This is a genomic window from Alloscardovia criceti DSM 17774 (assembly GCF_000376885.1).
GTDB lineage: Bacteria > Actinomycetota > Actinomycetes > Actinomycetales > Bifidobacteriaceae > Alloscardovia > Alloscardovia criceti.
Window position 1 is genome coordinate 258,773 of sequence record NZ_AQXR01000011.1, and the last position, 13,865, is coordinate 272,637.

Annotated in this window: 10 protein-coding genes; 6 read left to right on the forward strand and 4 right to left on the reverse strand. The window is 49.5% G+C overall.

From position 1 onward, the window contains the following. Nucleotides 1–80: 80 nt before the first annotated feature. Together pta and D570_RS0106490 are read right to left on the reverse strand one after the other, a co-directional pair. On the reverse strand, nucleotides 81–1,763 hold the full coding sequence (gene pta / locus D570_RS0106485) for a phosphate acetyltransferase (RefSeq protein WP_018143579.1): 1,683 nt from the start codon (nucleotides 1,761–1,763) through the stop codon (nucleotides 81–83). Nucleotides 1,764–2,021: 258 nt separating this feature from the next. Further along, entirely contained in the window at nucleotides 2,022–4,496 is a 2,475-nt protein-coding gene (locus D570_RS0106490) for a phosphoketolase (RefSeq protein ID WP_018143580.1), read from the reverse strand. Between the two features lie 455 nt (nucleotides 4,497–4,951). Here D570_RS0106490 and guaA point away from each other — a divergent pair, with 455 nt between their 5' ends. From guaA to D570_RS08695, 4 genes are all read left to right on the forward strand, one after another. Next, nucleotides 4,952–6,514, forward strand: a complete 1,563-nt coding sequence (gene guaA, locus D570_RS0106495; protein WP_018143581.1) for a glutamine-hydrolyzing GMP synthase — start codon at nucleotides 4,952–4,954, stop codon at nucleotides 6,512–6,514. Nucleotides 6,515–6,952: 438 nt separating this feature from the next. Next, on the forward strand, nucleotides 6,953–7,138 hold the full coding sequence (locus D570_RS09430; RefSeq protein ID WP_156812260.1) for a hypothetical protein: 186 nt from the start codon (nucleotides 6,953–6,955) through the stop codon (nucleotides 7,136–7,138). Between the two features lie 20 nt (nucleotides 7,139–7,158). Continuing rightward, nucleotides 7,159–8,499, forward strand: a complete 1,341-nt coding sequence (locus D570_RS0106505) for an MFS transporter (protein ID WP_211204896.1) — start codon at nucleotides 7,159–7,161, stop codon at nucleotides 8,497–8,499. Nucleotides 8,500–8,549: 50 nt separating this feature from the next. After that, nucleotides 8,550–9,398: an SDR family oxidoreductase gene (locus D570_RS08695; RefSeq protein WP_018143584.1), complete on the forward strand. Its 849-nt coding sequence runs from the start codon at nucleotides 8,550–8,552 to the stop codon at nucleotides 9,396–9,398. 256 nt (nucleotides 9,399–9,654) lie between these two features. Here the strand turns inward: D570_RS08695 and epsC are convergent, their stop codons facing one another. Together epsC and cysK are read right to left on the reverse strand one after the other, a co-directional pair. Next, a complete protein-coding gene (gene epsC, locus D570_RS0106515) occupies nucleotides 9,655–10,218 on the reverse strand; it encodes a serine O-acetyltransferase EpsC (RefSeq protein WP_018143585.1) in 564 nt (187 codons plus the stop codon). A 158-nt stretch (nucleotides 10,219–10,376) separates the two neighbouring features. Beyond that, entirely contained in the window at nucleotides 10,377–11,312 is a 936-nt protein-coding gene (gene cysK, locus D570_RS0106520; protein ID WP_018143586.1) for a cysteine synthase A, read from the reverse strand. A gap of 365 nt (nucleotides 11,313–11,677) precedes the next feature. On the opposite strand from cysK, the gene brnQ reads away from it, so the two are divergent. Beyond that, nucleotides 11,678–13,033: a branched-chain amino acid transport system II carrier protein gene (gene brnQ / locus D570_RS0106525; protein ID WP_018143587.1), complete on the forward strand. Its 1,356-nt coding sequence runs from the start codon at nucleotides 11,678–11,680 to the stop codon at nucleotides 13,031–13,033. Nucleotides 13,034–13,142: 109 nt separating this feature from the next. Further along, nucleotides 13,143–13,769 (forward strand): sugar O-acetyltransferase, encoded by a 627-nt coding sequence (locus tag D570_RS0106530; protein ID WP_018143588.1) that lies wholly within the window; start codon nucleotides 13,143–13,145, stop codon nucleotides 13,767–13,769. Nucleotides 13,770–13,865 lie beyond the last annotated feature (96 nt).

Here is a 13,865-nt window from a genome sequence, read left to right on the forward strand (position 1 = left end):
TAGTGACATTACTCCCTCCCGGCTACTTTTGAGCACTGAGGAGGTCGTAATGCCACTATGAGTTCATTGTTCGGTTTGTGTTATTTATCTTGCTGTGCATACACGGCAGTCAGCGCGATGGTGTTGATGATATCGTCTACCAGAGCGCCGCGCGACAGATCGTTTACAGGCTTATTTAAGCCCTGGAGCACAGGGCCGATGGCTAACGCGCCAGAAGAACGCTGGACAGCCTTGTAGGCGATATTTCCAGCGGACAGGCTTGGGAAGACGAAGACATTGACATGACCGGCTACATCGTTGCCCTTCGCCTTTGTCTTTGCTACTTCAGGAGACCACGCAGCGTCAAACTGGATAGGTCCAACCACGTGGAGTTCAGGATCCAGCTCTTGCACCTTTGCGGTGGCTTCGGTCACCAAATCCACATCTGGGCCGGAGCCGGAACCCAAGGTGGAGTACGACAGCATACCTACGCGCGGTTCGATGCCGAAGGAGCGAGCGGTCTGAGCGGATTGCAGGGCAATCTGCGCAAGCTGATCCGCATTTGGATTGAGATTAATAGCGCAGTCTGCAAATACAGCCACATGATCTGCGAAGCACATAAGGAATGCTCCAGAAACGAGAGACTGGCCAGGCTTCGTCTTGATAACCTGCAAAGCTGGACGCACGGTGTTTGCTGTGGAGTTAATAGAGCCGGAAACCAGACCATCGGCTTTACCCAGCACAACGAGCATGGTGCCAAAGTAGGACGCATCCTGCAGAGTCTTGCGTGCTTTCTCCTCGGTCATGCCCTTGTGTCCACGTAATTCGACGAGTTTTTCTACCATTTCGGATAACACGGTTTCGTCATCCATGGCTTGGAATTGTGCCTTCTTAAGGCTATGCAGTCCGAGTTCCTCTGCACGCTGGAGGATATTTCGTTCGTTGCCCACGATAATGAGATTGACGATGTCACGCTCCAGCAGATAATTGGCAGCCTTGATAATGCGATCTTCTTCGCCCTCTGGTAACACGATGGTTTGCTTCTGTGCTGCGGCCTTGGTCAGTAACTGTGCTTGGAAAGCAAATGGGGTAGTAGGCTGAGCAAAATCCTTATCCAAAGCGCTCAGAATCTCGGAGGTAGGTGCGGCCTGTTGGAAAAGCTTCAATGAAGGTTGGATATCTTCTGCAGTCATGCAATCATGTGCCGGGATTATCCAATGAGGGTATTCAAGACTTTCGAGTTCTTCGCGAATGGATTGAGCCTTTTCGGTATCCTCTATATCGAGACCGGTTACGAAAACGCCTGCAACGTCAGTACCTGCCTTCAAGGTTTGCGCAATGATAGTGTCGATGCTCAAGCGCAACTGCTTCGCATTGCGCGGACGACAGCAAATAGCCAAAAATACGGGTGCTTGGAGATCTGCCGCAATGCGCAAATCCAGTACGAAGGATTCTGGATCAAATACAGGTCTGCCGTCGGCGCCAGTGATGACGACGGCTTCAGGATTAGTCTGTGGCAGGAAGGCTTCCCATGCACGAGAAATATCTGAGCGGGCAGCATTATGATCTCGAGTAGCACGATTTGGGCATACGACGCGAGAATCTTCAAATTTTTGTTCTACATTGCCCACATTGATGAGGTTCTGAGTGAAGGTATCTTTGTGGCATACGATTGGTCGGAAAGTGGCGGTTTTATACGAACTTGCAAGCGCAGCGGTCACTCCTACAGATACGACGTTTCGACCATTTTTCGCTTCTGGGCTTACAATAAATACAGTTTTCACTCTGTGTACTCCTTTGTTTAGAGTGGCGATGCTCTCAACACTGTTGATTCAGCATTCGCGCAACCTCTCTTATTCTATAAAGAGCGTGGTAGAAAACGACACGATGCAGTGGTATTTCTGAACGTTTTTATGTGAGCTTTGAGACACTTCGATGTGTTTCTATTTTCATGGGCATCCTATTTTGCTGGCACCATATACAAAAAGGTCCCTCTCAGTGAGAGGGACCTTTTACAGGTTAAAGTCTAAGCAAGCAGAAACTTACTCGTTGTCACCTGCGGTAGCAGCAGTTGCAGAAACAGCACCTGGCTTTTCGGTCTGAACGCCGGACCATACCCAATCGGTGTAGTCTGGGTGATCGTAGCCATTGTCTACTGCGAACTGGAATGCCTCAGTACGGAATGCTTCGAGCTTTTCGATTTCGTCAGCAAACTTATCAGCATCTACAGCACGGAGTGCTTCTGCAGTCAATTCGTAACGATCGATGTTGTTCACACGAACCATGTCGAATGGTGTAGTGGTGGAACCCTGCTCTTCATAACCGTGTACGTTGAAGTTGTCGTGGTTTGGACGATCCCAGATGAGGGAGCGGACCTCGCGAGCATATGCATGGTAAGCCATAAGAACTGGCTTATCTGCAGTGAAGAGCTCGGTGAACTCTTCATCAGAAAGTGCCTGATCATTCTCAGACGCATTCTGGATGGAGAGCAAATCAACAACGTTGACGAACTTGTACTTGATGCCGTAGCCCTTGAGCTTATCAGCAGCAGCCATGAGTTCCTGAGTTGGAACATCACCCACAGATGCGAGAACGATGTCTACATCGTCACCTTCTGCGTTGGATGCCCACTTCCACTCAGCAGCACCCTTAGCGAGCTCTTCGCGAGCTTCGTCCAGAGTCAACCATGTTGCAGCTGGCTGCTTACCAGCGATGATTGCGTTAATCATGTTGGTGGACTTGTAAGCCTTCTCAGAAACAGCGAGGAGCATGTTGGAATCAACTGGGAAGTAGATACCAACTACGTGATCGTTGTTGAAGTTCTTGTTGAGGAGGATATCAATCACACCTGGATCCTGGTGGCTGAAGCCGTTGTGATCCTGACGCCATACGTGGGAGGAAACAAGCAAGTTCATGGAGGAGATTGGCTTACGCCATGGGATCTCGCGAACGGTTGCTTCAAGCCACTTTGCGTGCTGGTTGAGCATGGAATCGATAACGTGTACGAAGGACTCGTAAGAGCTCCAGATACCGTGGCGACCGGTGAGGAGGTAAGCCTCGAGGAAGCCTTCCATCTGATGCTCAGAGAGCTGCTCTGTGACCTGACCGGTGACAGCCATGTGCTCATCAACGAGCTCAGAGAGGTAGCCGTTATCCCACTGCTTATTGGTTACTTCGTAAGCAGCCTGCAAGCGGTTGGAAGCGGTCTCATCTGGTCCGAAGATGCGGAAGCTATCTGGGTTACGCTTGATGATGTCGCGGGTGTACTCACCGAGCTTACGAGTTGCCTCGAGCTGGCCCCAACCGTGACCGAATTCCTTAACCTCGGTTACCTCGTAATCTTCGAGAGCTGGCAAATCGAGCTCTTCGCGGATACGACCACCGTTAGCGTTTGGATTTTCACCGATACGCAATTCGCCTTCTGGCATGAAAGCGGTAACTTCTGGACGAACAGCACCATCTTCAGTGAAGAGCTCTTCTGGCTTGTAGGACTCGAGCCAGTTCTTAAGAACTTCGAAGTGCTCTTCAGTATCGCGAGCAGATGCCAATGGCACCTGGTGAGAACGCCAAGAACCTTCGGTCTTCTTACCGTCGATGAACTTAGGGCAAGTCCATCCCTTTGGAGTGCGGAAGATGATCATTGGGTAGAATGGACGATCAACATCGTTGGTCTGAGCAGTTGCCTTGATGTCGCAAATCTCATCGAAGACGGTTTCGAAGAGATCAGCGAAACGACGGTGGATGCTCATAGCATCTTCATCATCGAAGCCAGCAACGAACTCGTATGGTTCGTAACCCATACCGTGGAAGAACTCATGGAGCTCTTCATCGGAGATACGTGCGAGGATGGTTGGGTTTGCAATCTTGTAACCGTTGAGGTGCAAGATAGGCAAAACGATACCATCGGTGCGTGGGTTTACAAGCTTGTTGGACTGCCAACCGGTAGCCAATGGACCAGTTTCAGCTTCGCCGTCACCGACGATCGCTGGAACGAAGAGGCTAGGGTTGTTCATTACAGCGCCGTAAGCGTGGGACAGAGCATAACCAAGCTCGCCACCTTCGTGGATGGAGCCTGGAGTCTCTGGTGCGAAGTGAGATGGGATACCACCTGGGTAAGAGAACTGGCGGAAGAACTTCTGCAAGCCAGCTTCATCCTTGGTGATTTCTGGGAAGTACTCGGAATAAGTACCGTCAAGATAAGACTGTGAGGTACCTGCTGGACCACCGTGTCCTGGACCCATGATGATGACGGTATTCTGGCCGTGATCTGCGATGAGACGGTTGATGTGACCGATGAGGAAGTTCAAACCTGGAGTGGTTCCCCAGTGACCAACGAGACGATGCTTCACATCTTCGCGGGTGAATGGTTCCTTCATCAATGGGTTGCTACGAAGGTAAATTTGTCCAATGGAAAGATAGTTTGAAGCACGCCAGTACTTGTCTACGCCTTCCAAAGCCTCCTCGGAAACTGGAGCATCCAGCTTACGCCATGGAGTACCAATTACAGGACTAGTCATATGTCCTTGCCTCCTACAATTAGGTGCATATTTACTTAATTTGAGTTCGGCTGATGCCTTTCTCGTACGCCTTCAATTTTATGAGAGGGCTATGACTAAATGGGCATAGCGTGTTTACACATGGTATTATTTGAGTCAAACTGTGCATAATTGAGGTATGCAATGTGCGTTAATGTTTCATTAGTTTACGCATCTTGTATATAAAATCTCCTTAAAACACCTGAAAATAAAGAGTTTAAAGGGATGTTAGGTTTCTGAGCGGCCTGTGCGAAAAATGCGAAATTTTCGCACAGGAAGAGTTATTTTGAGCGTGTCGCAATGGCTGAAAACCCTAGGAATTATGGGATCAAACCTGAGGGGTATGCCGTGAGATGACCTTATTATTAATGTCTTATTTATGACGCATAATGAAGTATCTCATCATTAGATTTATTACCTCAATTTTTGGAGGCGCAATGGCCAACGGCCCAGTTCTTGTTGTTGATTTTGGTGCTCAGTATGCTCAGCTTATTGCACGTCGTGTGCGTGAAGCACATGTGTACTCTGAGATCGTTCCTCATTCTATTTCTGCTACGGAAGTCAAAGCGAAGGATCCTCAGGCTATTATTCTTTCAGGTGGTCCAGCCTCTGTTTATGTGGAGGGTGCTCCACTTTTGGATCCAGAAATCTTCGAATTAGACATCCCTATGTTGGGCATTTGCTACGGTTTCCAAATTATGGCGCATCAGCTCGGTGGCACTGTAGATAAGGCTGCGTTGGGTGAATACGGTAAGACTGAGGCCATTATTGATAAGCCAGAAGGTATTTTAGTGGATTCTCCTGCAGAGCAGTCCACATGGATGAGCCATGGTGTGGCCGTACAACAGGCGCCTGAGGGCTTTACAGTTTTGGCACATACGGAAGGTGCGCCGGTAGCTGCTATGGAAAATAAGCAGCGCTCCCTCTTCGGCGTGCAGTGGCATCCTGAAGTGAAGCACACGCCGTTGGGACAAAACGTTATCGAAAACTTCTTGCATAACGAAGCGGGCATTCCTGAGACGTGGGATTCTTCCTCCATTATTGAAGATCAGGTTGCAAAGATTCGCGAGCAAATTGGGGATGCGCGCGTTATCTGCGGCCTGTCTGGTGGTGTGGACTCGGCTGTGGCTGCTGCCTTGGTGCACAAGGCGGTGGGAGACCAGTTGACCTGTGTATTCGTTGATCACGGCTTGCTGCGCAAGGGTGAAGTCGAGCAGGTGAAGAAAGACTTCGTGGAAGCTACCGGTATCAAGCTGGTAACCGTGGACGCATCTGATGAGTTCCTTACGGCTTTGGAAGGCGTTTCTGAGCCAGAGCGCAAGCGTAAGATTATTGGCGAAAAGTTCATTCGTACCTTCGAAAAGGCTACACGCCAAATCGTGTCTGATGTAGCAGAAGAAGGCGGAGAAATTAAGTTCCTCGTGCAGGGAACCTTGTATCCAGACGTAGTAGAGTCTGGTGGTGGTTCGGGTGCGGCAAATATTAAGAGTCACCACAATGTGGGTGGCTTGCCGGACGATTTGCAATTCGAACTGGTAGAGCCATTGCGCACCTTGTTTAAGGATGAAGTGCGTGCCGTGGGCACAGAGCTGGGCTTGCCAGAAGAAATGGTATGGCGTCAGCCATTCCCTGGTCCTGGCTTGGCTATTCGCATCGTAGGCGAAATTACGCGCGAACGCTTGGCAGTTTTGCGCGAAGCGGACGCTATCGCACGTGAAGAGCTCTCTAAAGCTGGCTTGGATCGCGATATTTGGCAGTGCCCAGTAGTACTGCTGGCAGACGTGCATTCTGTGGGTGTGCAGGGCGATGAGCGTACCTATGGTTCACCAATTGTTTTGCGCCCAGTGAGCTCTGAGGATGCTATGACCGCAGACTGGTCGCGTGTGCCTTATGATGTCTTAGCTCAAATTTCCACACGTATTACGAACGAATGCCGTGAAATTAACCGCGTAGTCCTCGATGTGACTTCTAAGCCACCTGCGACTATCGAGTGGGAGTAAGCAGACGTACTAGGGGAATCCTGTAGCTCTTGCATAAACAGAAGCCTTTTGCTCTGGGTCTATACTCACAGCAAAAGGCTTTTTGTTTGTCTGTTTTTCATGAGCGAATGCTCTCTGCTTGCCTAACATTGGCTTGAATCACACACAATCGCGAAATGGTGTTACCGACCCGGAAGGACAAAGGTGTCCATGTAGGTAGGCGGTAGGTAGGCGATCATTGGATGCGTACCGAGTCTGGTGAGATAAACGCATCGGAACTTCACACCGGAGTGAGTATACGGAAAACGTATAGTGGCTTGCATCGAAAGTATTATGCAGAATCTTTCGCAAAACCTAGTATGACATACCAGAACATATCCCGGGCTTAAAAATCGGAATAATGCGAATACGTCATGCGAGAAAAGACCTAGGGATGATGGATGCGAAATACGGCAATTCGTGCAGTCAACGCGTGTGGAAATGTTCAGCTCGTACATCAACTATGACATCAGTCAGATGGGTAGTCAGATGGATGAGTATCACTTTTCTCTTACGGAGCACGATGCTGTACGACCTCACGGCAAGACTCCGTTTAACGGTCTGAAAACACAGTACTTTAGCCGCGTACGTGTGACGCGTGCGTGAAAATTTCCAGAAAGAACGCAATGAAAACATTAATGATACAGACGAGGAAATTGAGTTTCGGTGCAATTCTTCCCATTACACTTTTGGCATATTTCCTCATACTTATGGACAATTCCATCATTTTTACCAGCTCTGTGGATATTAGCAAGGGCGTGGGCATGAATGCAGGTGAGTTAGCGTGGGTATCCAATGCATATACGCTGACTTTCGGTGGATTTTTGCTATTATCGGGGCGCCTTTCCGATTTGCTTGGGCGCAAACGCATCTTTCAGATAGGCTTGGCAATTTTTGGCATTATGTCCTTGGTCATAGGCCTGTCACAAAATGCGCTAACGATGATTGCGGCCCGCGCTTTCCAAGGTGTGGGTGCATCCATCATTGCGCCCACAACGTTAGCGTTGATGATGGATGCTTATACAGGGGAACGACGCACACAAGCCATATCGTATTACGGCGCCACGGCGGGCATTGGCGCAAGCTTGGGGCTACTCATCGGCGGTGCGCTAACGAGTCTGGTTTCATGGCGAGCAGGATTTCTCATTAATGTGCCATTAACAGCGCTTTTAATTGCTCTGACTGAGAAATACGTGAAGAAGTATGAAGGTGTCACCAAGAGCATCGATTACATGGGAAGTCTGCTTTCAGTTGTGGCTTTAGCATCCCTGATCTATGGTTTGAGTACTGAGCGCTACGGGTTGATTTTCATTCTTGCAGGTCTCGTGCTGTTGATCGCATTTTATTATTACGAACGAACACAGCATATGCCTATTCTTCCGCTCAAACTTTTCCACAGTCCGGTGCGATCGGGTGCATATATGGTGCGCATGATTTTTATGATGGCTATCCTGCCTTATTGGTTTTTGCTGCCACAGGTCATGCAGAGAGTGTATGGATTTACCGCATTGGAATCGGGAATTGCCTTCCTGCCGTTGTCTATTACGACTTTTCTCTCAGCATTACAACTCTCGAAACTGACGAAAATCATGGGTAACAACCGGGTGCTTCTACTGGGGCATGGGGCATTGATTGCGGGATTCGTATGGTCGGTTTGTACGAATCTGAGCCAAGGATATTTCCTTGCCGTTTGCGTGCCCATGCTGTTTATTGGTTTTGGGTCGGCATTAGTCGTTGCGCCGGTGACGAGTGCGGGTATACATCACGCGCCAGATGAGATTGCAGGGTCAGCAAGTGGCTTAACCAACACTATGCATCAAATTGGGGGACCCATTGGATTGTCGTTGATTATGGCCTTTGCGTCAGATTTCCATGTTCAGCTCGCGTGGATGACAGGATTTTTGGTGATTTCCACGATTATCGTATATTTCTTCATCTATCAGCGTGGCAAAAATCCAAGACTTTAAGCATTATTCGGCGAATTAGCATATGTAGATTTCAACGAAAGGGTAGACAAATGAAAACCTGGCTTATTACTGGAGCTGGTTCGGGCATTGGCAAAGAAATCGCGCGTCAAGCAATTGTAGACGGTGACCAGGTGGTGGTGACGTCTAGGAATACAGAAAAATTGCAAGACCTCGCATCTATAGCGCCAGAGCGCGTGTTGCCGGTGCAGCTGGAAATTACGGATGAAGAGTCTCGAAGACAAGTCATCCAAGAGACCATCGAGAGGTTTGCTGGCATAGATGTTGTGGTGAATAATGCAGGACGCGGGCTACATGCGCCCTTGGAGGATACGAGCCCAGAAGATATGCGCCTGATTTTTGAGACGAATTACTTTGGTCCGGTGGCACTGATTCAAGAAGCGTTGCCGTACCTGAGACATTCACAGTCGGCAGTAATTGTGAATGTGTCGTCTATGGGCGTGCATTTTGATCATTCGATGGGCACTGCCTTGTATGTGGCTAGCAAGGCTGCGTTGGATGCAACGAGCAAGGTATTGCGCAATGAGGTGGAGAAATTCCATATCCAGGTCATGCTTGTGGAGCCGGGTGCTTTTCGAACGAACTTTCGCGTGGCAGGCATTCCTTCTCGTAGCTCACGCAGTGCACAGTATGAGGAAAGCTACGCCAGTGCGGACTATCTGAAACAGCACCCCTTCTCTCAATCGGGTGACCCGGTTAAGGCGGGACGTTTGATTGTGCAAGCGGTGCGTCAAGATACAGTGCCGAAAATACTTGTTTTAGGCAAAGGCATGGCGGATGTTGAAATCGAATCATTGACTGCGCGCATGCGTGAGGTGGAAGCAGTGAGAAGTTTAGCTGAGCAAGCAGATTTTGACGACAATGATAAGGAAACGCTCTAAACTGTTGTGTGCGAAGCTGTAATATCCGCTTCCAGTTAACAAGAAATACATTCCTTACATATGCAAAGCCCGTTCCTCCTGCTGTGGAGCAACGGGCTTTGCACGTTCAGGTCTTGCCAGATCTGACTATGTTGTCTGTTCATAACCTTGAAGCGCAAGATTCTGCTCTACAAAGAACCACAAAATCTCGCGAGGAAGCAGCAGTTCCACTCATATTCGTTGCGCTTGCGTGTTGTTTTGCGGGGAGTCATTCGGGTCAGATGTATATGGCGGGGTCAATCCACGTGTCAGGATTGGGGGCCTCCCGAATTTTTGCAGGGACACCAACGGCAGTGGAGTGAGGAGGCACATCGCGGACTACGACGGCGTTCGCGCCAATGCGTGCGCCGGTACCAATGCGAATAGGGCCGAGAAGCTTTGCGCCGGCACCTACCATAACATTATCCTCGAGTGTAGGGTGACGTTTAGTAGCGGTGAGCGATGTGCCACCCAAGGTGACACCGTGATAGATCATGCAGTCCGCGCCAATTTCTGCGGTCTCACCTATAACTACACCCATGCCGTGGTCTATGAAGAAACGTGGACCAATTTGAGCGCCAGGGTGAATCTCGATACCGGTGAGCGCGCGAGAGTACTGCGAAAGTAAGCGTGCAGGAAGGCGTAGAAGGCGCGATTTGCACCACATGGCGTGGGCCAAGCGGTGAAGCCACACGGCGTGTACGCCGGGATAGCAGAGTATCACTTCAAGGTTGGAACGCGCTGCAGGATCGTGAGCGCGTGCGGCCCGAAGGTCATCGCGAAGTGTACGCCAAAAACTCATGGCTCTCCTTTCCGATATTGCACTTCTCTCATAGTACGAGGTAACACCAACGCAGTATGGAAATGAGTAACTGTGAAGGCAAAAATACGCCCCCGTTCAAGCTATCGCTACTTATCGGGGGCATATATGCATAGTGTTGATCGAAGTCTTGAGAGTATTTAGTCCACAAGACCTTCGAAGAGTGGTGTGGAGACGTAACGTTCGCCAAAGTCAGGAACAATGGCCACTATGGTCTTGCCGGCTGCTTCTGGACGCTTAGCAATCTCAATAGCAGCGGAAAGTGCTGCACCAGCGGAAATGCCCACGAGGAGGCCTTCTTTGGTGGCAGCAGCGCGCGCGGTGGCAATGGCGTCATCGGAAGTGATGGTTACGACCTCATTGTAGAGCTTCGTATCCAGTACTTCAGGCACAAAGTTTGCGCCGATGCCCTGAATCTTGTGAGGGCCAGGCTTTCCACCGGACAGCAGTGGGGATTCAGCTGGTTCCACGGCAATAAGCTTGACATCTGGGTTGTGCTTGCGCAGTGCACGACCGGTACCGGTAATGGTGCCGCCGGTGCCAATGCCAGAAACGAGGTAGTCGACATTGCCATCGGTATCTGCCCAGATCTCTTCACCCGTGGTGCGTTCATGCACGGCTGGATTAGCCTCATTTGAGAATTGTGACGCGAGGATGGCGCCCGGCGTAGAGGTAACGATTTCATTGGCCTTCTCGACAGACCCCTTCATACCGCCGGCAGGTTCTGTGAGGACGAGTTCTGCGCCGAATGCACGCAGGAGTGCGCGGCGTTCCTTGGACATGGAAGATGGCATGGTGAGAATCACCTTGTATCCACGCACTGCGCCCACCCATGCGAGTCCAATACCTGTATTGCCGGAGGTAGCCTCCACGATGGTGCCGCCTGGTTTGAGTGCACCGGACTTTTCGGCAGCGTCCACAATGGATACTGCAACGCGGTCCTTAACCGAGTTTGCTGGATTAAAGAACTCGAGCTTGGCCAGTACGGTCGCGTTTAGTCCCTCGGTGAGACGATTAATCTTGACAAGAGGGGTGCGCCCGACGAGCTCTGTGGCGTCGGAATATACCTTAGACATGGGATTCTCCTTGTTAGTCGTTGGTAAGTAGAGATCGTCCGGGAAAGCCTCGAGTGAGCTCCAATTACTAAGAAATAAACCTAATACGAAACTCGGACCCGTAGTGTGGCTGTCCTCTACAAGCGAATACGAAAATATGCACACCACGCGAAAGTCGATCATACGTGTGCAATATATCCGTTAGCTCAGAAAAATATCCGGCAACACTGCTGTTTTTTACCGTATCCGCCTAAACTTGGTGCGTTGCATAGATAACTGACGCGGCTATAGCTGACTTCGCTTAATTTTTTTAGCACATGTTTCGCCCTTAGGTAGCCTCTCGGGCATAATGAGGGATAGTTCCTGTCAAACTTAAGAGAGAGATTATGAAAAAGAAATTAACCGGGCGAGAATCGATTTTCGTATCCTCCATGCTTTTTGGACTGTTCTTCGGTGCAGGAAATCTGATTTTTCCTGTGAGTATGGGGCAGAATGCGGGTTCTCATTCGTGGATTGCAACCATTGGTTTTTGTATTACGGCTGTGGGTTTGCCGGTCCTGGGCATTGCGTCATTAGCGGCTTCGCGCAGTGAAAGTCTTTTCCATATGGGCAGTCTTGTGGGTAAGTTCTTTGCTTATGCCTATACCTTGGCTTTGTATCTGACCATTGGACCGTTCTTCGCTATTCCGCGCACGGCAACCGTTTCCTTCCAAGTGGGTGTGGCACCGCTGCTGGGAGACAATAATCGTGGTCTTGCCTTGAGTATTTTCTCTCTGCTGTTCTTCGCCATCGTGCTTTTCTTTAGTCTGAAACCGAATCGTATTTTGGATTGGGTGGGGAAAATCCTCAATCCGCTGTTCCTCACGGTCTTAGCGATTTTGGTGATCACCGCCCTGTTGAATCCAATGGGAGATATTGCGCAGATTCAACCTCAAGGTGCTTATGCCAGTCATGCCTTCTTCACGGGTCTTTTGGAAGGTTACAACACCATGGATGCATTGGCTTCCTTAGCCTTTGGCGTGATTTTGGTGGATGTCATCCGTGGATTGGGTGTAAAAGAGCCGAGCAATACCGCATTTTCCGCCATAAAGTCCGGCATTTATGCGGGCGTGTTGATGATTGTGATTTACCTCGTGCTCACCCTCATGGGCGCACAATCAGGAGCTCTTTTCGGTGTGAGCGAAGACGGTGGCGTTGCGTTGTTTGCTATTGCTAACCATTACTTTGGCACCTTCGGCGGTATATTACTGGGCGCGATTATTACACTTGCGTGCTTGAAAACATCGATTGGATTAATTACGTCCATTAGTACCACCTTTACAGAGCTTTTCCCGAAGAGTGTCAATTACAAGGTTTATGCCATCGCGTTTACCGTGATTTCGTTCCTCATCGCCAATGCGGGACTGAACGCCATTATTACTGTGTCCGTCCCGGTTTTGATGTTCCTTTATCCACTAACGATTATGCTCATGGTACTGGGGCTTTTAGGAAAGTTCTTCAGCTATCGCCGAAGCGTGTTTGTGGTATCAATGATTTTTACGGCTGTAGCAGCGGGTATTTCCTTGCTAGCGAGTTTAGTGAAGGCTCTAGGGGCGATACTGCCAGTCATAAACCCTGTCTATGAGGCTGTGCATGTGATAGAAACCGCATTGCCTTTGTCCTCGATTGGGTTGGGCTGGGTGATACCAGCCATTATTGGTGTTGTTATCGGTTTGTGCATGAAGAGCAAGTCTGCGCGATAGTGTGCAGATGATATACTTTCTTAAGTAAAGAAATAGTTCGAGGAGGAATGTGTTGTCGTTCCTCCTCTATTGTTTTCCTCTTTGTAAGAGAGCAGTCAAAGGAGACTTTATGAATCGCAACGATATGAATCAAAAGCAGCGTATGCTGTCCGAACTGCCCTATATTGCCGACATGGATGGGCTACCGGAAGAGCGACTGGCCTGCAAGAAGAAGATTTGGGAATTTAACAATTTACACCCGGATCATCTGGACCGCATGGGCGAGCTGTTGTCAGAAATTCTCGGCGCAGGTGGTGAAACCGCGTATATTGAAGCACCATTTCATTGCGATTACGGCACAAACATCGAGGTAGGTAAAAACTTCTTCGCCAATTACAATCTTACGATTTTAGATCCCGGTAAAGTCACTATTGGCGATAATGTCATGCTCGCCTCGAACGTGTCGATTTATACGGCCGGACATCCGCTTCATCCCGAAAGTCGCAATTCAGGCTACGAGTACGGCATTCCCGTCACCATAGGCGATAATGTGTGGGTGGGTGGCAGCGTCACCATATTGCCGGGCGTGACCATTGGAGACAATAGTGTGATTGCGGGAGGTTCCGTCGTCGTCAAAGATGTGCCGGCGTGGACGGTTGTAGCGGGCAACCCTGCCAAGATTATTCGTGAGATTACAGAGGCAGACCGTCCATTCTTCTATAAGGATTGCGCATTTGATGTAGAAGATTATCGATAGCCTACGCAGACCAGTCCAGTTTCATTGTGAGCAAAATCACGCCGGTCCATATCTATCTGAATTACGCTAGAAAATAGGGAACTTCCCCGTCTACAT

What these genes read in the sequence shown, in the direction of transcription:
- D570_RS0106490 (WP_018143580.1), bottom strand. Translation starts at nt 4,496, where the DNA reads ATGACTAGTCCTGTAATTGGTACTCCATGGCGTAAGCTGGATGCTCCA.
- guaA (WP_018143581.1), top strand. Translation starts at nt 4,952, where the DNA reads ATGGCCAACGGCCCAGTTCTTGTTGTTGATTTTGGTGCTCAGTATGCT.
- D570_RS0106505 (WP_211204896.1), top strand. Translation starts at nt 7,159, where the DNA reads ATGAAAACATTAATGATACAGACGAGGAAATTGAGTTTCGGTGCAATT.
- D570_RS08695 (WP_018143584.1), top strand. Translation starts at nt 8,550, where the DNA reads ATGAAAACCTGGCTTATTACTGGAGCTGGTTCGGGCATTGGCAAAGAA.
- epsC (WP_018143585.1), bottom strand. Translation starts at nt 10,218, where the DNA reads ATGAGTTTTTGGCGTACACTTCGCGATGACCTTCGGGCCGCACGCGCT.
- cysK (WP_018143586.1), bottom strand. Translation starts at nt 11,312, where the DNA reads ATGTCTAAGGTATATTCCGACGCCACAGAGCTCGTCGGGCGCACCCCT.
- brnQ (WP_018143587.1), top strand. Translation starts at nt 11,678, where the DNA reads ATGAAAAAGAAATTAACCGGGCGAGAATCGATTTTCGTATCCTCCATG.
- D570_RS0106530 (WP_018143588.1), top strand. Translation starts at nt 13,143, where the DNA reads ATGAATCGCAACGATATGAATCAAAAGCAGCGTATGCTGTCCGAACTG.